General features: G+C 41.5%; 16 protein-coding genes. 3 read left to right on the top strand and 13 right to left on the bottom strand.

The genetic code is table 11. The annotated features are described in order from the left end of the window. Positions 1 to 7 precede the first annotated feature (7 nt). The 7 genes from HMPREF1019_RS00305 to abc-f all read right to left on the bottom strand — a co-directional run bounded on the left by HMPREF1019_RS00305 (position 8) and on the right by abc-f (position 10552). The gene (locus HMPREF1019_RS00305) at positions 8 to 1120 is read right to left on the bottom strand and encodes a hypothetical protein (RefSeq protein WP_009293663.1); all 1113 of its coding nucleotides are present in this window, start codon (positions 1118 to 1120) and stop codon (positions 8 to 10) included. 3 nt (positions 1121 to 1123) lie between these two features. After that, complete coding sequence (locus HMPREF1019_RS00300) at positions 1124 to 2497, bottom strand: sodium-dependent transporter (RefSeq protein WP_009293662.1); 1374 nt, start codon at positions 2495 to 2497, stop codon at positions 1124 to 1126. A gap of 588 nt (positions 2498 to 3085) precedes the next feature. Beyond that, positions 3086 to 5026, bottom strand: a complete 1941-nt coding sequence (locus HMPREF1019_RS00295) for a BCCT family transporter (RefSeq protein ID WP_009293661.1) — start codon at positions 5024 to 5026, stop codon at positions 3086 to 3088. Between the two features lie 125 nt (positions 5027 to 5151). Next, entirely contained in the window at positions 5152 to 6597 is a 1446-nt protein-coding gene (locus tag HMPREF1019_RS00290) for a DKNYY domain-containing protein (protein ID WP_009293660.1), read from the bottom strand. Continuing rightward, the gene (locus tag HMPREF1019_RS00285; RefSeq protein ID WP_009293659.1) at positions 6597 to 8108 is read right to left on the bottom strand and encodes a DKNYY domain-containing protein; all 1512 of its coding nucleotides are present in this window, start codon (positions 8106 to 8108) and stop codon (positions 6597 to 6599) included. The genes HMPREF1019_RS00290 and HMPREF1019_RS00285 overlap by 1 nt, the downstream gene beginning before the upstream one ends. A 76-nt stretch (positions 8109 to 8184) precedes the next feature. Further along, positions 8185 to 8619, bottom strand: coding sequence for a hypothetical protein (locus tag HMPREF1019_RS00280; protein ID WP_009293658.1), 435 nt, complete (start codon positions 8617 to 8619; stop codon positions 8185 to 8187). 1 nt (position 8620) lies between these two features. After that, positions 8621 to 10552 (bottom strand): ribosomal protection-like ABC-F family protein, encoded by a 1932-nt coding sequence (gene abc-f / locus HMPREF1019_RS00275; RefSeq protein WP_009293657.1) that lies wholly within the window; start codon positions 10550 to 10552, stop codon positions 8621 to 8623. Between the two features lie 96 nt (positions 10553 to 10648). Between abc-f and HMPREF1019_RS00270 the strand changes: the two genes are divergently transcribed. The 3 genes from HMPREF1019_RS00270 to HMPREF1019_RS00260 all read left to right on the top strand — a co-directional run bounded on the left by HMPREF1019_RS00270 (position 10649) and on the right by HMPREF1019_RS00260 (position 13162). Next, a complete protein-coding gene (locus HMPREF1019_RS00270) occupies positions 10649 to 11968 on the top strand; it encodes an MATE family efflux transporter (RefSeq protein WP_009293656.1) in 1320 nt (439 codons plus the stop codon). Further along, positions 11944 to 12606 carry a M48 family metallopeptidase gene (locus tag HMPREF1019_RS00265; RefSeq protein ID WP_034901186.1) on the top strand — a complete coding sequence of 221 codons (663 nt, stop codon included), beginning with the start codon at positions 11944 to 11946 and terminating at the stop codon, positions 12604 to 12606. The genes HMPREF1019_RS00270 and HMPREF1019_RS00265 overlap by 25 nt, the downstream gene beginning before the upstream one ends. 70 nt (positions 12607 to 12676) lie before the next feature. Continuing rightward, positions 12677 to 13162, top strand: a complete 486-nt coding sequence (locus HMPREF1019_RS00260) for a tetratricopeptide repeat protein (protein WP_009293654.1) — start codon at positions 12677 to 12679, stop codon at positions 13160 to 13162. A gap of 98 nt (positions 13163 to 13260) precedes the next feature. On the opposite strand, the gene HMPREF1019_RS00255 is transcribed toward HMPREF1019_RS00260, so the two are convergent. The 6 genes from HMPREF1019_RS00255 to HMPREF1019_RS00230 all read right to left on the bottom strand — a co-directional run bounded on the left by HMPREF1019_RS00255 (position 13261) and on the right by HMPREF1019_RS00230 (position 19574). Beyond that, positions 13261 to 15327, bottom strand: coding sequence for a TRAP transporter permease (locus HMPREF1019_RS00255; RefSeq protein WP_009293653.1), 2067 nt, complete (start codon positions 15325 to 15327; stop codon positions 13261 to 13263). An 87-nt stretch (positions 15328 to 15414) separates the two neighbouring features. After that, positions 15415 to 16356, bottom strand: coding sequence for a TAXI family TRAP transporter solute-binding subunit (locus HMPREF1019_RS00250; RefSeq protein WP_002940425.1), 942 nt, complete (start codon positions 16354 to 16356; stop codon positions 15415 to 15417). 204 nt (positions 16357 to 16560) lie between these two features. Then, the gene (locus tag HMPREF1019_RS00245; protein ID WP_009293652.1) at positions 16561 to 17433 is read right to left on the bottom strand and encodes a carbon-nitrogen hydrolase; all 873 of its coding nucleotides are present in this window, start codon (positions 17431 to 17433) and stop codon (positions 16561 to 16563) included. Position 17434: 1 nt separating this feature from the next. Further along, entirely contained in the window at positions 17435 to 18361 is a 927-nt protein-coding gene (locus HMPREF1019_RS00240; protein ID WP_009293651.1) for a cation diffusion facilitator family transporter, read from the bottom strand. 2 nt (positions 18362 to 18363) lie between these two features. Further along, the gene (locus tag HMPREF1019_RS00235) at positions 18364 to 19332 is read right to left on the bottom strand and encodes an agmatine deiminase family protein (RefSeq protein ID WP_009293650.1); all 969 of its coding nucleotides are present in this window, start codon (positions 19330 to 19332) and stop codon (positions 18364 to 18366) included. Continuing rightward, the gene (locus tag HMPREF1019_RS00230; RefSeq protein ID WP_009293649.1) at positions 19329 to 19574 is read right to left on the bottom strand and encodes a CBU_0592 family membrane protein; all 246 of its coding nucleotides are present in this window, start codon (positions 19572 to 19574) and stop codon (positions 19329 to 19331) included. The genes HMPREF1019_RS00235 and HMPREF1019_RS00230 overlap by 4 nt, the downstream gene beginning before the upstream one ends. Positions 19575 to 19585: the final 11 nt, after the last annotated feature.

Below are 19585 nucleotides of genomic sequence, written 5' to 3'. Positions count from 1 at the left end.
TTCTCCCTTAAATTTCATAAAGACTAAAGCAGCCATAGTCCGTTCTAACTGCGAGCTTGCCATCTATAAATTTAGCCTCACAGCTTTTCACGACGTGATCTAGCGTAAATTCCGCCATCGCGTTGCCACTTTTTAGATTGACAGCGTAGCCCCTGCTTTGATCTATCACCACAAGCTTGCCATCCTCCATGCAAAACTCGCTCACTCTTAGGTACTCATCCTTTATCCAAGGCTGCTTTGCCACCTTTGCGCTCTTGATATCAAGGCAAAATAGCTTGTTTTCAAGATACTGCCTAAGTAAAAGTGTGTTTTCGTCCAAAAAGCAAATTTTATCTAGCACGCCAAATTCTGCTCTTAGCTCGCTTAAAATTTCGCCATTTTTTGCATTTAAAATTTGCAGCTCGTTTTCTTTAGTGCAAAGCGCAAGCATGCTAGCATCCGCACTAAGAGCCGCGCAAAGTATCGGCACGTGGTTTTTTGTGCTGCATTTATACTCGCTAAGCTTTGAAATTTTACCTTCACAAAAGGTAAAAATCTGCCCAAACATGCCAAAGACGGCTACATCATTTGAAGCGCAGATAAAGCTCGCTATCTCGCTACTTTTCTTAATATTTTGCTCGGCTAAAATTTCACGAAATTTAGCCTCTTTTGGCTCAAAAATGTAAATTTCATGATCAAGGTCTAAAAGCAAATTTTCGCTTGCACACTGGGCGTCCCATGCAAGCGGCTTTGGCAAGGCGATCTGCTCTTTTATAGCGCCACTTCGATCAAGCCACACCAAAAGATCGCTAGGCTTGCCTCCATCTTTTTGACCACTACTTTTATAAACGTAAATTTCATCTCTTAAGCTGGCAAACGAGAGCGCTCCAGTGTATCCGCCACCGATATAAACGTGCAGGCTCGCTTCACCGGCTTTTGCCTCGCTATTTTGCATGACAAAGCCCTTTTTTAGGCTCTCCCACTCCTTTTTGACGCAGGCTTTTTTAGCCTCTGTCTCGCTTGCAAATTCTTTTTTACTCTGCTTTGTTTTAGCGCCTTTTTGGCTCACGCTCACTAAAGCATTACCCTCTACGTTAAGTCTTAGACGCTCACCGCTATCAAAATTTACAAGCTCACGCATATTTTACTTCAAAAAGTTGTCGTAAAAACTACTGATAAATAGCACCAAAATGACAAAAGGCACGATAAATTTGATATAAAAAAACCAAATATTTATAAGCTTTGCGTATTTTTCGCTGCCCTGCAAGATCTCTTTTTTCGCTTCGTCTTTTAGCACCCAGCCCACAAATATCGCACATCCAAGCGAAGTCAGCACGAAAAATATGGTCGCACTTATCGCGTCGTATGCGTCAAAGATATTTTTACCAAAAATGCTCACGTGGCTTAGTAAATTTGTAGCCATAAGTGAGGGCAAATTCCCAAGCACAAAGATGACACTAAGCACTAAAAATATCGCTTTTTTGCGTTTTATCTTAAATTTCTCTTGCAGCGTTGTAATGATCACTTCATATATCGGTAGCGACGTCGTAAGCGCAGCTATCATAAGAAGCGCGAAAAACGCAACCGCGAAAAATCCGCCAAAAGGCATGTGCGAAAAGACGATCGGAAGTGACTTGAAAACTAAGCTAGGACCGCTATCTGGCGAGACGCCATAGCTAAAGAGCGACGGAAATATCATAAAGCCAGCAAGCACGGCTATGACGGTGTTTAAGATGCCTGTGATGATAGAAATTTTAACTAAGCCTTCGTCTTTTTTAACAAAACTTGAGAGCGTTATCATCACGCCAAATCCAAGCGAAAGCGCAAAGAAAACCTGCCCCAAAACCTCGACAAAAAGCTTTAAGTTTATCTTTGAAAAATCAGGCGTTAAGTAAAATTTCACACCGCTCATCGCACCCCCAAGCGTGATGTTTTTAGCGATCATGACTAGCATTAGGATAAAAAGCAGTGGCATTAGATATTTTGCTGAGCGCTCGATGCCACCAACTGCGCCTTGCACCAAGATAGCGTAATTAACTAGCACAAAAACAAGGGTCGCAAAGCTGATGGCTAGTGGGTTGCTGACGATATTTTGCTCATAAAATGCGCTAGTTTGCTCAAAGCTCACGATGTGCGAGAGATCAAGCAAGCCAAATGAAATTTGAGCGATATAGTTTAAGACCCAGCCGCCGATAACCATATAATAAGCCATGATGCCAAATGCTCCAACAAGCCCCATCCAGCCCACTATCTGCCACTTTTTGCTGATCTTTTTGCCATTTATCGTGCCACCAAATGCATCAACGGCGTTGCACTTTAGGCGCCTGCCAATGGCGTTTTCAACCAAAATCATAGGAATACCAATGACTATCATCGCTATGCAAAATACCAAAACATAGGCCCCACCGCCGTTTTGACCGACCAAGTAAGGAAACCGCCACGTCGCGCCAAAGCCGACCGTAGCCCCTGCAACAGCTAAAATGTATGTAAGTCTTGAACTCCACGATTTTCTATCCATATTATCTACCTTTGTGAAAAATTTGGATTATATAAAAAAAATGATTAAATTTTGCTAGCAAAAGGCGATGCTTGCGTGTAAATTTGACTTTTTTGCTAAATTTTAGGACTTTTTTGGACGGAATTTATTTTATTTTTATGGGTAAAATTCTTTTTATTCAAAAGGGAGACAAGGGGACTTGAATTACGAAGCCGTCCCCTTATCTCCCTTTAGATCCCACAATCCCCTCGCACGTTAGAGGTGCATGCTCCAGCGCTTCGCACTGCATGTAGTTTAAAAACTACGATAAATTTTAAAATTTCATGAACGAGTAATTTCAGCTCCAAAATTTGAGCTAAGAGGTAAGTGAAGCCAAATTTTAGTAGTCAATTCTTGCGAGTGAATGGGATTTTAAAATTTGCAAAATAGTTTTTTTAGAAATTTAAAGTTTTGTTTCTTTCAAAAGGGAGACAAGGGGACTCGAGTTACGAGACCGTCCCCTTATCCCCCTTTTTAAATCCCCCAATCCCCTCGCACGTTAGAGGGGCATGCGATAGCACTATCGTGCCACATGCGTTTTGTTGAAAATCAATCAAATTTCACTAAAATTTACTCTCTAACGACGTGTAAAAACTGCATGTGTTTGCGGTATTGCTCAATGACGTCGTTTATCAGCGTAGCTTCGCTCCAGCCAAGCACGTCGTAGTCCTGACCACCCTCTTTTAGATAGACTTCAGCCCTGTAGTAAAGATCATCGCCGTCAAGCTCTCTGGTGTAGTCTGGACTATGGCTCTTGGTGAGATAGACGCCATATCTAAAGTCCATCTCGTCGCCAAGTCCGACATTTAAATTTACAAAATTCTCGCCATTTGTGACCTTTGCTTCAAGTCCGTTTTTGGCAAATTCCTCTTTTAGCTCGTTAAAAGCTTTTAGTGCAACCTCGTTTAAAAATTTCTTGCCATCTTTCTTGCCTGGCAGCGTGATGATCGCACTTAGACGTTCTTGCCACGGCTTTGAAAGATCACTAATAGGCATGTTACTAAAGTTATTTGTCTCTTTTTTGGTTAGATCCACACGTAACGCCTTAAATAGCCCATAAATGGCGCCAAGTAGCACTATGGAAAATGGCAGTGCTGTCGTGATCGTAAGTGCTTGAAGCGAGCCAAGACCACCAGCTAGCATCAAAAATGCCGCCACGACGCCCACCGTAACGCCCCAAAAGACCTTTTGCCAAACTGGTGTATCATCCTTGCCGTTTGAGCAAAGCATGTTCATAACGATCGCCGCAGAGTCGGCGGAAGTTACGAAAAATATTACGATCATAAAGACTGCGATCACGCTTAGCACGCCTGAGAAGCTAAATTTTTCTAAAAACATAAAAAGTGCTGAGGCTGAGTCGGAATTTACCGTGGTCGCTAGCTCGCTAAAGCCACTTTGAACAAGCGCAATCGCCGAGTTACCAAAAAAGCTCATCCAAGCAAAAGTAAAGCCAGTTGGCACGAGAAGCACGCCTATGACAAATTCTCTGATCGTTCTGCCCTTTGAAATTTTAGCTATAAAAAGCCCCACAAACGGCGACCAAGATAGCCACCAAGCCCAGTATAGCAGCGTCCAGCCACCAAGCCAGCTCTCGTTTTGCCTCTCATAGGCGTAGAGGTTAAAGGTGTTTGAGATGAGCGTAGAGATGTAGTCGCCGCTGTTTTGCACAAACGACTTTAAAAGCTGCGTCGTATCGCCTAAAAATAGTATCAAAAACATAAAACATATAGCTAGCGCGATGTTTGCGTTTGATAAGATTTTGATGCCCTTATCCACGCCACTTGCCGCTGAGATGGTAGCTGCAAAACAAAGCACTATTAGAAGCGTGATGTGCATGGTTGGCAGGCCAAAAACGTGCGTAAGGCCAGCATTTACCTGAAGTACGCCGTATCCTAGCGATGTCGCCACGCCAAAAAGGGTCGCTACGACGGCAAATGTATCGATGGCACTACCTATCTTGCCATAAATTTTATCTCCGATGATCGGATAAAACGCCGATCTAAGCGTGAGTGGCAAGCCGTGTCTATACGAGAAAAAGGCAAGGATAAGTGCCACAATGGCATAAACCGACCATGCGCTCATGCCCCAGTGAAAAAATGTGATATTCAACGCAAGCTTTTGCGCTGCGATAGTTTGCGCGTCGCCAACTGGTGGGTTTAGATAGTGCATGAGCGGCTCGGCCACACCAAAAAATACTAGACCTATGCCCATGCCAGCGGCAAAAAGCATAGAAAACCACGAGATATTTTTGTGCTCTGGCTTTACGTGATCAGCTCCAAGCTTGATCTCGCCAAGCTTACTAAAGCCAAGAATGATGACGCTTAGCAGTATGACGGCAACGACTAGGATATAAAACCAGCCAAATTTGGCTGCGATGTAGTTTTGCATACCCTTAAAAAACTCATTTGAGAAATTTGGAAATATCGCTGCAAATGCCGCTATTAAAAATATGACAATAAGCGATGGGATAAATACTGAATTATTAAATTTTGACCTTTGAAATTTAAACATTTTTCTCCTTTTTATAAATTTCAGTCTCGCTTTAAAATAACAAAAAAGAGTAAATAGGTCAAATTTTCTCTTTAAATTTTTATGAAATTTTAAGCTTTAGCTACCAAAAATAGCCACTTTGAAATTTATCTCAAGTCTCTTTCATCTCTCTTTGGTTTTGCAAGAGTTGTTAGCACTATGACGAAAAAAGCGATGCCAAATGTGATATACAAGATGATCTTTGGCGAGTCAAACTCTATCCTAGATCTAGCGACCTCTTCGCCGCTTGCCTCCACTAGCTCGCCGCGCTTTATCATCTCGCTGATATCTTTTGCGCTAAGCTCTTTAGACGGCCTTGTTAAAATTTCTATGACGCTAAGATCAGCCACCTCATAAACGCTATGTCTAATGCCATAAAATGGCTTTATCTTGCTAAAAAAATAGAGCTTATCGCCGTTTGCATAGACCGCGCCATACTCGCCATCTTTTACCAGCCCTATCTCACGCCAAGATGAGCTTGGGGCAAATTTATATAAAGAGACGGTTTGTGCCACTAAGTGCCTGCCGTGCTTTGAGCGCTGCCACTCTTCGCCTTGCTGTAAAAAATAAGCTGAAATTTCATCTACAAAAACGTCAGCATAGAGCCTTTTTAGCTCGCCTTTTAGCTGGTAGTCTGAAATTTTAGCCTGCTCGTTTTTACTGCCATCCCAAAAGTAAATTCCATCTTTGCTGGCAAAAAGAGGCCAAAAAGAGTGCACGTTATCCACGCTATAAATGGCGCTATAAGGCATATTTTGGGCGCTAAATTTATGCTCATTTGCAAACACCGCCCCACTTTTTGGCTCAAAAAGATATTCTATATCGTGCTTAGCATCGTAGCATATCCGGCGCGTCTCATCTGAGTAGCTTGCATCAAGCCTATAAAAGCCCATAAATAAGCTTTTGCCATCTGTGTAATATCCGCTAGCAGCGCCGCTTTCTGTCGTGATGTATCTTAGCTCGTTAGGATCTGCGTCAAGCTTTTCGCCCTTGTAGTAAAGCGTAGCTCCGTCTCTTGCAAAACCAGCGTCAAATATAGGCTCTAAATTTGTGCTTTCAACCCTTTTTGTCCTGTAAAAATAAGGGCTATCATCGTAGCTTTTTATAAAAACGTGAACAAGGTTTTTCATAATGGCGCCAAATTCGCTAAATCCCGCCTCTTTCTCGCTTCTAGTAGCGCAATAATAGCTTATCTTACCATCACTTATATAGCCATTGCCAAGCACTTTTGTGCTGTTTGGATCAAGTCCTGGCAAAATTTCTCTAGCGCAATAGACATGATTTTTATCAGCCGCCACGTTTGAGTAGTCATATGCGTGTTTTAGCTTTAAGACCCTAAAACTAGCCTCATCGACGCCTTTTAGCTCATACTTGCCACTGCCTGAAATTTGAACGTAAATTTTACCTTCAGGCGAGTGGTAAAACTCGCTATTATCGATGTTTGCAAAGCCTCTTTGATACTCGCCCTCATGCCATAGATAAAGCATCGCCAAAACAAAAAATAGCGTCAAGATGACTAAAAAATAAACAAATCTAATAGTAATTTTTCTCATTATCTATAATCATCCACCCTTTTTTTAAGCTCGCTTTTTTGATTTTTATTTTTAAAAATAGCGCCAACTACCGACATTATAAATGCAATGGCTAAAAATATCCAGTAGGCATATTTTTGCGAGTAATCATCAAAGTCGCTTATCGCATCGATCACCACCTCGCCCTCAGCTGGCACCATAGCGCCTTGATCTACCATTTTTACTATCTCATCAAGTTTTAAATTCTCAACATTTGAGTCATAAGGACGAGTGAGAATTTCAACCACGCCAAGGTCATTTATATCATAAATGCTGCTGTTAAAACGCCAGCCGTAGCCGACGTTATCAAAATAATAGGTCTTATCGCCGTTTGCATAGACCGCTCCGTAGCCATCGTTTCTTACAAAGCCGATCTTTCGCCACTGCTCTTTTGTATCAAGCCTAACGATAGACGTGTGGCGTGAGCTTAGGCTGTGGTTTTGTTTTGTGTTGTGCCAAATTTCATAGGTTTTTAAAAAATATGTCTTGCCATCACTTATCACCACGTCGCCATATAACGGCGTTATCTCGCCTTTAAACGGATCATCGCCGTCCCTTACAAACTCGCCCTCATCTATGCTGTTATACCACTGCCACTTTCGCTCCCAGTGATAGATACCGCCTTTGCCGCGAAAAAGAGCGTGATAGGCGTGCTCATCTTTTAGGTTAAAAAGTGGCTCGTATGGGGCAAATTTTGGGTCAAATTCATGATCATTTGCATAGACCATGCCAGAATTTGGCTCATAAAGGTAGTGAATGCGCCATATCTCGCCGATATCACGCATTTGTGGGCTAAATTTGATCCCTAGCTTTGTGCTGTCATAATAGACATTTTCCCCATCAGTCGTAAAACGCACGCTCTTTCTGCCAGATATTTGCTCTATATAACGCATCTTGCTAGCATTTGCGCCCTCTAGCTCTTTGCCCTCATGATAGACCTTTACTCCGTCGCTTGCGTAGCCAAAGCCCAATATCGCTGCTAAATTTGCGTTATCAACCTGCCTAAATTTATAGATATGAGTTTGCGCTTTTGGGGTTTTAAACATTTTATGTGAGAGGATATCCCAAAACTCTTTAAGTGCGGATATTTCAAGGTTTGTCTCGCTTTCGCTATCGCAAAAATATGTTACATTGCCATCGCCAAAGTAGCCATTGCCAAGCGCTCTAACGCTCTTAGGGCTAAGACCACTCATCACGAGATTACCGCAATACACCGCCTCATCGCTTGCGCCAACGTTTCTGTTGTCGTATTTGCCGGTATCAATGTATCTAAATTTGCTGGCCCTCACGCCTATTAGCTCAAATTTACCACCACTTGGCACCAAGGCATAGACCTTGTCGTCTTTGACGTAAAAAAAGCTATTATTTAGCTCTTTACTATCGTCAATGTCGTCATCTAAAATAGAAACTAACCCAAAGACAAAAAAGTAGGTAGCAAAAAATATCACAACAATGGCGATTATTACTGAGATTAGCGGATGTTTTTTTAGCATTTTAGCCTCGTTTCAAACAAATTTAGCGACCTCATCATGGCGCAAAAACCTTTCATAAATTTAAATTTTAAAGTACCTATCCAAATATAAAATATCTAAAAATCAAAAACTTAAGATATGCAAATTTACCCATCAAAAACAGAAAGCAAGCGGCTACTAATGTAATAATAAACCTAATAATATTAAATTCCAGCGTAACCCCATAATAAATAAAGACTGACGCAATAAAACATAAATAAAAATAACTAAGCATGAAGATCAAATTTTTAATCCTTGCAAAAAGTCCTGACTCTTCGCTGCTTTTTGCGATTAGCCTAATGGTCTCTATCTTATTTAAAAAACCAACCTTGTTATATTTTATCTCGACTAGATCACCCACTTCATATTTATATATTTCAGGTGAAAATATCTCACTAAACCTCATCTTATCAACGATAATGCTAAGGCTTACAAGAGAATTTTGCCTAACAACTCTCGTATTTAGCGCACTTATCCTACCGATCTTTTTCAAGCTACTCGAGCTCCTCGGCGATCTCTAGCACTTCAAAATACTCATTTTCTAGGCTTTCAAGCTCGGCTTTTGCACTTTCTAGCTCTTCATAAAGCTTAGTAAGCCCCACTTCTTGATAAATTTTAGGATCACTAAGCCCCTCGTTTAGCTCGGCTACTCTTGCTTCAAGAGCTGAAATTTTATCTGGATATGTGTTTAAAATTTGCGTTTGTTTGTAGCTTAGTTTTGCGCCAGATTTACTCTTTTGTTTGGCTTCATTTTGGCTATTTGAGAGCTCTTTTTCAAATTTATCAAGCTCTTTCATCTCATCTTCAAGCTCCAAATAGACGCTATACTCTTCATGCAAGACATTTATCTTTGTCCCCTCAAATGCCCAGAGCTTATTTGCCATCTTATCGACAAAATATCTATCGTGGCTAACTAGCAAGATAGCCCCCTCAAAGCTTTGCAAGTAGTCTTCTAAGATGTTGATAGTTGCGATGTCAAGGTCATTTGTCGGCTCGTCAAGCACCAGCACGTCGTAAGTTTTGGTAAAAAGCATCGCAAGTGCCACGCGGTTTTTCTCGCCACCACTTAAAACGCCTATCTTTTTATCTAGAAATTCCTTTGGAAAGAGGAAATTTTTAAGATAGCCATAGACGTGCATATTTCGCCCACGAACTAGCACGTGATCGCCACCATTTGGGCAAAATGTCTCTATAAGGCTCTTGTCATCATCAAGGACATTTCTAGCTTGATCAAAGTAGCCGATACTCACCTCGCCTCTTTTTATCTCGCCGCTACTTTGCTTTTCAAGTCCTAGCAAAATTTTAAGCAAAGTGCTTTTGCCACTGCCGTTTCGTCCGACTATGGCGATCCTCTCACCCTGCAAAACCCTTGCGTCAAATTTTTCAAAAAGCACCTTGCCATCTATACTTTTACTTAAATTTTTAAACTCAAAGAGCATTTTTTTGCGGTTTTGGCTCTGAACTTGGTTGAAATTTTTACTCGCACGCTCCAGCTCAAGCCTCACGCGCCTTATCACGCCTGGGTTTTTCTTGGCCTCCTCGCGCATAGCAAGCACCCGCTCTTTTCTGCCCTCGTTTCGCTTTAGTCTAGCTTTTACGCCGCGCCTTAGCCACTCTTCTTCGGCCTTTAGCTGTTTTAGTAGCGTCTCATGCGACTTTGCAAGGCTTGCTAAAATTTCCTCTTTTTTGGTTAGATAGTTTGCATATCCACCCTCAAAATTTTTTAAGCTTGCATCCTCAACCTCAACGCACCTAGTAGCGAGTGCATCGATAAAATACCTATCGTGGCTTATAAAAACTATGCTTTGATTTGAGCTTTTAAGCATATCTTCAAGAAATTTGACCATATAGACATCAAGATGGTTTGTAGGCTCATCAAGCAGCAGAACATCTGGCTTTTTAAGGATAAGAGCACCCAGTGCCACACGGCGTATCTCGCCACCGCTAAGCGAGCAAATGGGCCTGTTTTCATACTCTTTTAGCTTAAATTCTTGCAAAATTCGCTCGATCTTATGCTCGATATTCCAGCCGTCCTTTGCCTCTATAAATTTGATAAGCCTCTCTTGCTCTTTTAAAATTTCTTTGTTCTCTGGATCATTTGCTAGCAAGACGCCACTTTTTTCATACTCACTTATCGCGTCAAATATCTCTTTTAGCTCGTTATTTAGCGCATCTCTTACGCTAAATGTGGCGTTAAAATTTGGATTTTGCGCTAGCATCTCGACGCTTATCAAGCTCTGCACTATGCGTCTGCCGCTATCTGCTACCACCTCGCCAGAGATGATCTTCATAAGCGTGCTCTTGCCGCTGCCATTTTTGCCGATGATCGCTATCTTTTCATTTTCATTTACGCTAAGGCTTACGCTGTTTAAAATTTCATTTGCGCCAAATTTTTTACTTACGTCTATCAGGTCGATTAATGCCATTTTTCTCTCAAATTTTAAATTTTTTGGATTATATCAAAAGGGAGCTAAAACCTAATTTGGCTATAATCGCCCCAAAATTTAAAAAGGGAGAAATTTATGAACCTTTCTATGAAAAAACTGGTCGTCCCTATATTTTTAGATATGTTTTTGCACTTTATAACGCTCATCATCAACACCTACATGGTGACAAAAGTGAGCGTGCATCTAGTTGGCGCCATGGGTGCTGGCAATCAAGTGATGGATCTTTTTATGACCATTTTTAACTTTTTAAGCATGGGCTGCTCAGTCGTCGTCGCACAAGCTCTTGGAGCAAAGCAAAACGAGCTAGCCTCAAGCGTCATACACGCAAGCATCACGTCAAATACGGTCTTTGGCATCTTTTCAGCCATCATCATCTACGTCTTTGGCTACAACATCTTAAATTTACTAAACGTGCCAAATGATCTCATAAACGATAGCTTCTCATACCTTCACATCCTTGGCTTTGCATTGCTATTTGATGGCATCGGCATGGTGCTAGCTGCGGTGCTTCGCGTCTATAACCTAGCAACTGCTGTGATGCTAACTTCAGTTTTGATGAACATCATCACCATCTTTGGCAACGCCATCGCTCTTTTTGGCTGGTTTGATCTGCCAAATTTAGGCCTGCAAGGTGTTGCTATCTCGACATTTGTGGGCAGACTAATAGGCGTTTTTGTCCTACTTTACATGCTCATACGCGTGGCAAAAGTTAGAATTTATCTTAGCAAACTGCTTGTAGTGCCGTTTGGAATTTTAAAGAAAATACTCTCAGTTGGCTTGCCAAGTGCTGGCGAAAATTTACTCTGGATGGCGCAATACATGGTTGCATTTGGCTTTATCGCGAGCATGGGCGAGGCAACTCTTAGCGTGCAGACTATCTACTTTCAGATCACGCTTCTTATCTTGCTTTGTGGCGCAAGTATCAGCGTGGCAAACGAGGTCATCGTTGGGCATTTGGTTGGGGCAAGCGAGTTTAACGAGGCCTATACAAGGACTTTTAAAGCCTTGTGGCTTGGCATTTTTATAACGCTCGTCGTCGTTTTGATCGCCTACGCCTTAAAGTATAAGATCATGGACGCGCTAAATTTAGATGAGGGCTTGCGCAAGATAATGTTACCACTCTTTACCCTCTCGATCGTGCTAGAAGCTGGCAGAACCTTTAACATCGTCATCGTAAATGCCCTTCGTGCAAGTGGCGACGCGAAATTCCCGCTAGCGACTGGGCTTATCTTTATGTGGGGGCTTTCGCTGCCGCTTGGATATTTCTTAGGCATACACCTTGGCTGGGGCATCGTTGGCGTTTGGATAGGATTTTGCGCTGATGAGTGGCTAAGAGGCCTTGCAAATACATGGCGCTGGAGAAGCAAAAAGTGGCAAGAAAAACGCCTAGTTTGAGGCAAAAGAGCCTAAACTTAGACTTTTACGGCCTAAGCGTTTTAATAAATTTTAAAACAAATGTAAAGGCTATGCGATTAAGAGTTGGCAAGGACGCTAAGATCACGCTTTCTATGCCATTTTACAGCACGCAAAAGATGGCTCTTAGCTTTCTTGAGACGCACAGAATTTGGCTTGAAAACTCATATAAAAAAGCCCTTTTAAATTTGCCAAAAGATGATGAGATGAAATTTCTTGGGCAAATTTATAAGATCAAATTTGATGAGAGCGCAAAGGTGCCATTTTTTGAAGATAAATTTATCATAACGCCAAATTTAAAGGCACTTGAGCGATTTATAAAAACAAGGGCAAAAGAGCTATTTTTAGAGCTTGTAAGCTACTATCAGCCTCATATCAATAAGCCAGTTAGTCGCATCGTCATAAGAGATAGCAAAACTCGCTGGGGCAGTTGCAACCACAAAAAAGGCTATATAAACTTAAGCCTAAGGCTCATCGAAAAGCCGCTCTCTGCTGTGCGATACGTCGTGCTTCACGAGCTCACTCACCTGCTCTATCCGCATCATCAAAGCAGCTTTTATAAATTTATAGAAGCCATCATGCCTGATTACAAAGAGCAAGAGCAAATTTTAAAATCGTAATTATTTTTCATCAAGTAAGTGTAAATTTAATATGTTAAAATTGCATATTACTTTACAAAAGGAGAATTTAATGAAAAAAATGATTTTTATCTCACTTCTTGCAGCTTGCGCTCTAGCAGGCGACTTTGAAGATGGCTTGAAAGCTTATGCTGACTCAAATTTCACTGAGGCTTTATCTAAATTTGAAGCAGGTTGCGCAGCAAATGACGCAAGATCATGCGTAACAGCAGGTGCGATCTACCAGATTGGCAAAACTGACGTGCCAGATAGCAACAAAGCGTTAGAGTTTTACAACAAAGCTTGTCAAGGTGGCGAAAAAGAGGGTTGCTCAGCAGCTGGTGGAATTTATCTAGATAACGATCCACAAAAGGCAAGAGAGTTTTTTAACAAAGCTTGCGAGCAAAACGACGGCTACTCTTGTGGCATGATAGGCTCGATACTAATAGAAGCTAAGAAATTTAAAGAGGCTTACACATTTTTAGAAAAAGGTTGCAAGCTAAATGATAAGATGTCTTGCGAGTTTGCAGGCGATCTAAAACGCTCAAAACAACTTTGATCTTTAGGCTTTTAAAGCCTAAATTCTCACTTTTTACAAAATCAATGGAAATTTATAAATAAATTTAAAGGTTTAGGCAAGAGGGCTCTTGCCTAGTGTTAAATCGCTCTTATTTGATCAAGCGGTTTATCTTTTATGCCCCACTGGGTCATAAAGACAAAGCCATAAATGGCCGCTGCCACGATGTAGGCTGTGTATTCGTTTGGCATTAGTCCAAATTTCACGCAGATATTTGGCACAAGAGCTAGTGGCACGACAGGGATAAGTAGCAACCTCTCCCAAATCCTAAGCTTTGTGACGTAGTAGCCTTGCAGCAAGCTAGAAAAGGCGAACATCCCCACGATCGCCATACCAAAAACAAGTAAAATTTCAAGTGGGTTGCTCATCCAGACTATCCCTTTTGAATCAAGCGGATCGCTCGTGTTTATGCTATCAATGAGCATAAGTTTGTTGTTAAAGAAAAAGGCAAATGGCAAGATCGCCGTTCTTAGATCGTAAAAGAACCCTTGCACGCCAACGGTTATTGGATTTGCTTTAGCGATGCCCGCTGCTGCATAGGCTGCGATGCCAACTGGCGGCGTATCATCGGCTAAAATTCCAAAGTAAAATACAAAAAGATGCACGGCGATGGCAGGGATTAAGAAGCCATTTTTATGCGCTAAAAACAAGATAACTGGCGCAACAAGGCTTGAGACGACGATGTAGTTTGCTGTCGTTGGAAGACCCATGCCAAGGATAAGCGACATAAGAGCTGTTAAAACTAGGATCATCATGATGTTATCGCCTGCTAAAAGCTCGACTAGATCAGAGAGCACCTGACCAAGGCCAGTTAGCGAGATAGAGCCCACGATGATGCCAGCAAGTGCGGTTGCGATGGCTATTGTGGTCATGCTCTTTGCGGCTGCGACCATCGCCCAAAATATATCCTCAAAGCCAAGGAGCACGTCGCTTAGCCCTACTTTTTCACCACTTGCTAGCTTTTTAGTTGGCTCTTGAAAGATCATTATCAAAAATAAAAATCCAATAGCATTAAAAGCCGCTGATATGGCTGACTCTTTTGCGATTAAAAGCGTATAAAGCAAGATCAAAATAGGCGTTATATAGTGAAGGCCACTTACAAAAATTTTAAATCTTGAGTGAAATTCGCTCTGATTTATGCCTTTTAGTCCAAGCTTGACGCTCTCTAAATGCACGATAAAAAATAGCGACAAATAACAAGCAAATGCTGGGATAACCGCTGCCATCATCACGTTTGTATATGTCATGCCCAAAAACTCAGCGATGATAAAAGCAGCCGCACCCATGATCGGAGGCATGAGCTGTCCATTTACACCAGCTGCAACCTCGATGGCTCCAGCTTTTGTGCGTGAAAGACCAGCTTTTTTCATAAGCGGTATGGTAAATGTACCAACAGTTACGACGTTTGCTGTTGAGCTGCCTGAAACCATGCCTGTTAAGCCACTTGCGATGACTGAAGCCTTAGCTGGACCGCCTCTATATTTGCCAAGAAGCGAGAAGGCTAAATTTATGAAGTATTGTCCAGCGCCTGCTCGCTCTAGCAATGAACCAAAAAGAACAAAAAGGTAGATAAAACTAACACTAACACCAATAGGTACGCCAAAAACGCCCTCAGTCGTTAAAAACATGTGTCCTGCGATCTTTTCAAAGCTAGCGCCTTGGTGAGCGATGATATCTGGCATATAAGGGCCAAAGTGATCATATATCAAAAATAATATACAAATAATAGGAAGCGCTGGTCCCATGACACGCCTGCCAGCCTCAAGTAATACGATGATTGCCAAAAACGATATGACGATATCTTGAGTGATGTAGTCCCCTGTCCTATCAGCTAGCTCATAAAAATAAACCGCTGGATAAAGCACGGCAACAACGCCTACCACGTAAAAAACTAGGTCGTAAAATGGCAAACATGAGTGAGCCTTTTTATGAAAAGTGACTGGATAGAGCAAAAACACAAGCCCAACCGCAAAAGCTAGGTGCACTGAGCGTGAGATGTTAGTATTTAGCGGAAAATAAGCTATATAAAGCTGAAAAACTGACCAAGAGAAACACGCAAATGCGATGAAATAGTTGTAAAAATTGCTATTTATCTCTCTTGTCTTTACTTCGACAAATTGTTCTTCGTTGTCATTAACTTCGTTCATCTTTCTCCTTTAAAATTTAAATATATAAATTTAGAAGAAATTTGCATATTTAAATTTTATCCAGAGGCAAAAGCCCCTGGAAATGAATTATTTTAAGATACCAGCCTCTTTAAATGCAGCCTCTGCAGCTGGGTGAAGCGGAGCTGAAAGACCTTGAACAAGATCTTCTTTTTTAACTGATTTTAGCGCTGGGTGAAGAGTTTTATACTCATCAAAGTTATCTAAGATAGCTTTTATCACAGCTTTTACAGCCTCATCTTTTGTATCTTTGCTAGTTACTAAAACAGCTTTTACACCGATAGTATTTACATCGTGATCGACGCCATCATATGAGCCTTTTGGAATCACACCTTTTGCGAAGTATGGTTTTTCTTTAAGAAGATTATCGATCTCGCTGCCTTCGATGTTTAGGATATCAATAGGCAAAGATGTCGCAGCATCAGTGATGTTTGCAGTTGGGTGACCAACGACAAAGCTATATCCGTCTATCTTTTTATCTTTTAGTGCGTGTGGGCATTCGCCAACTGTTAAAACGCCGCGGTATCCTAGTTTTGAAACGTCAAAGCCTTTCGCCTTAAAGACTTCAAGTGTGCTCACTTCGTTGCCGCTGCCTGGGTTTCCGACGTTGTATTTTTTACCTGCAAAAGAAGAAAGATCACTTGTTAGACCGCTATCTTTTGCTACAACAAATGCAAGAAGCTCTGGATAGATCGCAACTACTGAGCGTAAATTTTCATCTTTTGCTCCGTCAAATTTGCCAGTGCCATTATATTTATCATAGACGACGTCACTTTGAACAAAGCCAAATGTAAGCTCTTTTTTAAGGACGTTATTTACGTTATAAACAGAGCCGCCAGTTGATTGAACAGAGCATTTTACATCTGTATTTTTATTTGCCAAGCGGCAGATCGCTCCACCTATCGGATAGTACGTACCTGTCATGCCACCAGTGCCGATACTGATAAATTCTTTTGCTGAAAGTGTTGTTGCCAAAAGCAATCCAGCAAGTGCTAAAGAAGTAGTTTTCATCTAAAATCCTTTCAAAAAATTTAAGGCTATTTTATTCTATAAATTTAGCTTTGTATCTTTTTGATATGATATTTTTATGCCATTTTGGTAAAGTTGCAACTATTCTACACAATCAAGGCTTAAAAAAATATTTTCTTAAGAATAAATTTATATTTCTTTTACGAGCATTCTAAATTTTAAGAGCTAGAAATTCTAGCTCTAAATTTAGTCGATAAATCTTTTTGTGATATTTGCGTAGGCATCGATCCTGCGGTCTCTTAAAAATGGCCAAATTCTGCGCACTTCTTCACTTCTTTTCATATCTATCTCAACGATCTTGCAAAGCTCATCTGTGTTATTTGCGCGGAAAAGCTGCTCGCCTTGTGGTCCGAAAACAAAGCTATTTCCCCAAAATTTTATCCCATCCATCACGCCGCTATCATCTTTTTCAAAGCCTACGCGATTTACTGCAACAACTGGCAGACCATTTGCCACGCTGTGACCTCTTTGCACTGCCACCCACGCTTCAAGCTGTCTTGACTTTTCATCCTCGCTATCGCCCTCAAACCAGCCAATAGCCGTTGGATAGATGAGAATTTTCGCCCCTTTTAGCGCCATTAGCCTTGCTGCCTCTGGATACCACTGATCCCAACACACCAAAACGCCAAGCTTGCCAAGGCTAGTTTCAATAGGCTCAAAGCCAATATCGCCAGGCGTAAAGTAAAATTTCTCGTAAAATCCAGGGTCATCAGGGATGTGCATTTTTCTGTATTTGCCAGCCACACTGCCGTCACGCTCGAAGACAAAGGCGGTGTTGTGATAAAGTCCGTCAGCTCTCTTTTCAAAAAGAGAAGTGACTAAAACCACGCCATTTTCTTTTGCCACCCTGCCCCAAAAAGCGACATCCTCTTGCCAGTCGTTTGCGTGATCAAAGAAATTTGTATCCTCGCTTTGGCAAAAGTACTGCGTCTGGTGTAGCTCTTGGCAGACAACTAGATTGGCGCCACCTTTTTTTGCCTCGGCGATTAGCTCAAGCGTCTTTGTGATGGTCGCCTCTTTTGTCCCTTTAAATTCTTGTTGAAGTAGTGCTACTTTCATCTCATTTCCCTTCTTTGTCGTTATATGGGTCTAAATGCGTGGTTATCTGCCACGAAAATTCCTTAAATTTCTCTCTTATCTCAGCTTCAAGCGAGTCGGCCACCTCGTGCGCGTCGTAAAGCGAGATATCTTTGTCAAAAACTAAATGCAGCGTTAAAAATATAGTATTTGCGCTCTGTCTTGTGTTTAGATAGTGAAAATCAGAAATTCTCTGCTTAGCCTTTATCATTTTGATGATCTCAGCTGTGACCTCAGGGCTTGCTGCGTGATCTAGCAAGACACCAAGGGCGTCTTTGCCAAGACTTATGGCGCTTTGAGCGATGTAGCCGCTTATCACGATACCAAAGATCGCATCTATCATCACAAATCCGCTAAATTTAATGATAAGTAGCGAGATGATGACTGCAAGGTTGCTAAAAAGGTCGATCTTATAGTGCAGCGCGTCTGCTTTGATGATAAGGTTGCCACTTTTTTTAGAAATTTGGTTTAAAAATAGCACCAAACATAGAGTCACCACGACCGAAAATACCATCACACCAAGGCTTAAGCCAAGATCTATCTCCAAATTTGGCTCGCTAAATTTCTTAACACTCTCATAAAATATATATCCAGCAGCCAGCACGATGATGACGCACTCAAATAGCGCTGCCAAGGCCTCTAGCTTTGTGTAGCCAAAGTTAAATCTCTCATCGGCTTGCTTTCTTGACTTTCTAAGCGCAAATAAATTTAAAAGTGAGACGATAAAATCAAGCATCGAATCAATCGCCGAGCCAAGCACAGCGACTGAGCCGCTAAAAAGTCCAGCTGCAAATTTCACAAGTGCGAGCAAAAAAGCGCATGCTCCAGCTGCGATAACGGCCTTATTTTCGCCCTGCGTGCACTCCTGCTTATTTATGCTGTTAAACTCATAATCAAACGGACTTGACAAGGCTAAGCCCTCTTGTATCTATTTTGGCTTGAGCAGTGAAGCGAGCCATTTTGACGGACAAAAACTAGCGAATTTACACCGATGATCTTTCTATCTGGCAGCGCCTTGGCTAGTAAATTTAACACCTTTTCATCGTTTTCGTCGTTATATGTTGGCACGATTAGCGCACCATTTATAAAGATAAAGTTTGCATAGGTGCAGCCAAGCCTTTTGCCATCATAAAATTTAGGTTTTGGTAGTGGCAGAGCAAGCAGCTTAAAGCCAGTTTTTTTAAGCTCATCCTCCATTTTTTTTAGCTCATCAAAGTGCTCATCGCTCCCATCTTCGCAAGTTGCGTAAGCTACCATATCAGGCGTGATAAAGCGCGCTAAAGTGTCGATGTGACTATCTGTGTCATCGCCTCTTATAAAGCCATTTTCAAGCCAGATGATACGTTTTAAGCCAAATAAATTTTTTAGTTTTTCTTCAATCTGCTCTTTACTAAGTGCTTTGTTTCTATTTTCATTTAGCAGACATTTTGTAGTGGTTAAAAGCACGCCATCTCCGTTAAACTCGACACTTCCGCCCTCTAGTATCATATCGACTGGCTCAAGCTTGGTTTTGTAAATTTTAGCCAGCTCTAAATTTATCGCATCATCTTTTGAACTCTTAAATTTACCGCCCCAAGCGTTAAATTTAAAGTCATAGCTCTTGACGCCATCTTCGGTGCAAACGTCGATCATACCGTAGTCTCTGATCCAAGTATCGTCAGTCTCAAGTTTAACAAACTCTACATTTTTAAATTTCTTAAATCTAGTGAAATTTGTCTCATCAGGGCAGATGAGCACCACCTTTTCATAGGGCGTAACAGCAGCCACAAGTTCCTCATAACCCGCCAAAATCTCCTCTAAATAAGGCTCCCAGTCGCTCTTACTATGTGGCAGCGATAAAAACAAAAGCTCCTGCTCTTCCCACTCTGCGTACGCTCTCACGCTCTCTCCTTGTAAATTTTATAAATTCCATAAATCGTAATGATTATCCAAAAGACCTCTATCAAAAATGAGCCGAGGTTAAAGTGCACAAAAAGCGAGATTATAAGTAGCACCGCACCTACTAAATTTATTATCTGATAGGCTAGATCGCGGCTATTTAGACGGCCGATCTGAAGTAAAAAGTAGCCCATCACGATGCAAATCATCCCTAAAAAGCCGATGATCTGAAAAAGATCGATCAAATTTTATCCTT

It is taken from the genome of Campylobacter sp. 10_1_50 (genome assembly GCF_000238755.1).
In the GTDB taxonomy this organism is placed as follows: Bacteria; Campylobacterota; Campylobacteria; order Campylobacterales; family Campylobacteraceae; genus Campylobacter_A; species Campylobacter_A concisus_R.
This window is presented reverse-complemented; position numbering and strand designations above follow the sequence as displayed.

Bases quoted from the DNA above. Each gene is read 5' to 3' on its own strand.
- HMPREF1019_RS00305 (WP_009293663.1), bottom strand. From the start codon at position 1,120: ATGCGTGAGCTTGTAAATTTTGATAGCGGTGAGCGTCTAAGACTTAAC.
- HMPREF1019_RS00300 (WP_009293662.1), bottom strand. From the start codon at position 2,497: ATGGATAGAAAATCGTGGAGTTCAAGACTTACATACATTTTAGCTGTT.
- HMPREF1019_RS00295 (WP_009293661.1), bottom strand. From the start codon at position 5,026: ATGTTTAAATTTCAAAGGTCAAAATTTAATAATTCAGTATTTATCCCA.
- HMPREF1019_RS00290 (WP_009293660.1), bottom strand. From the start codon at position 6,597: ATGAGAAAAATTACTATTAGATTTGTTTATTTTTTAGTCATCTTGACG.
- HMPREF1019_RS00285 (WP_009293659.1), bottom strand. From the start codon at position 8,108: ATGCTAAAAAAACATCCGCTAATCTCAGTAATAATCGCCATTGTTGTG.
- abc-f (WP_009293657.1), bottom strand. From the start codon at position 10,552: ATGGCATTAATCGACCTGATAGACGTAAGTAAAAAATTTGGCGCAAAT.
- HMPREF1019_RS00270 (WP_009293656.1), top strand. From the start codon at position 10,649: ATGAACCTTTCTATGAAAAAACTGGTCGTCCCTATATTTTTAGATATG.
- HMPREF1019_RS00260 (WP_009293654.1), top strand. From the start codon at position 12,677: ATGAAAAAAATGATTTTTATCTCACTTCTTGCAGCTTGCGCTCTAGCA.
- HMPREF1019_RS00255 (WP_009293653.1), bottom strand. From the start codon at position 15,327: ATGAACGAAGTTAATGACAACGAAGAACAATTTGTCGAAGTAAAGACA.
- HMPREF1019_RS00250 (WP_002940425.1), bottom strand. From the start codon at position 16,356: ATGAAAACTACTTCTTTAGCACTTGCTGGATTGCTTTTGGCAACAACA.
- HMPREF1019_RS00245 (WP_009293652.1), bottom strand. From the start codon at position 17,433: ATGAAAGTAGCACTACTTCAACAAGAATTTAAAGGGACAAAAGAGGCG.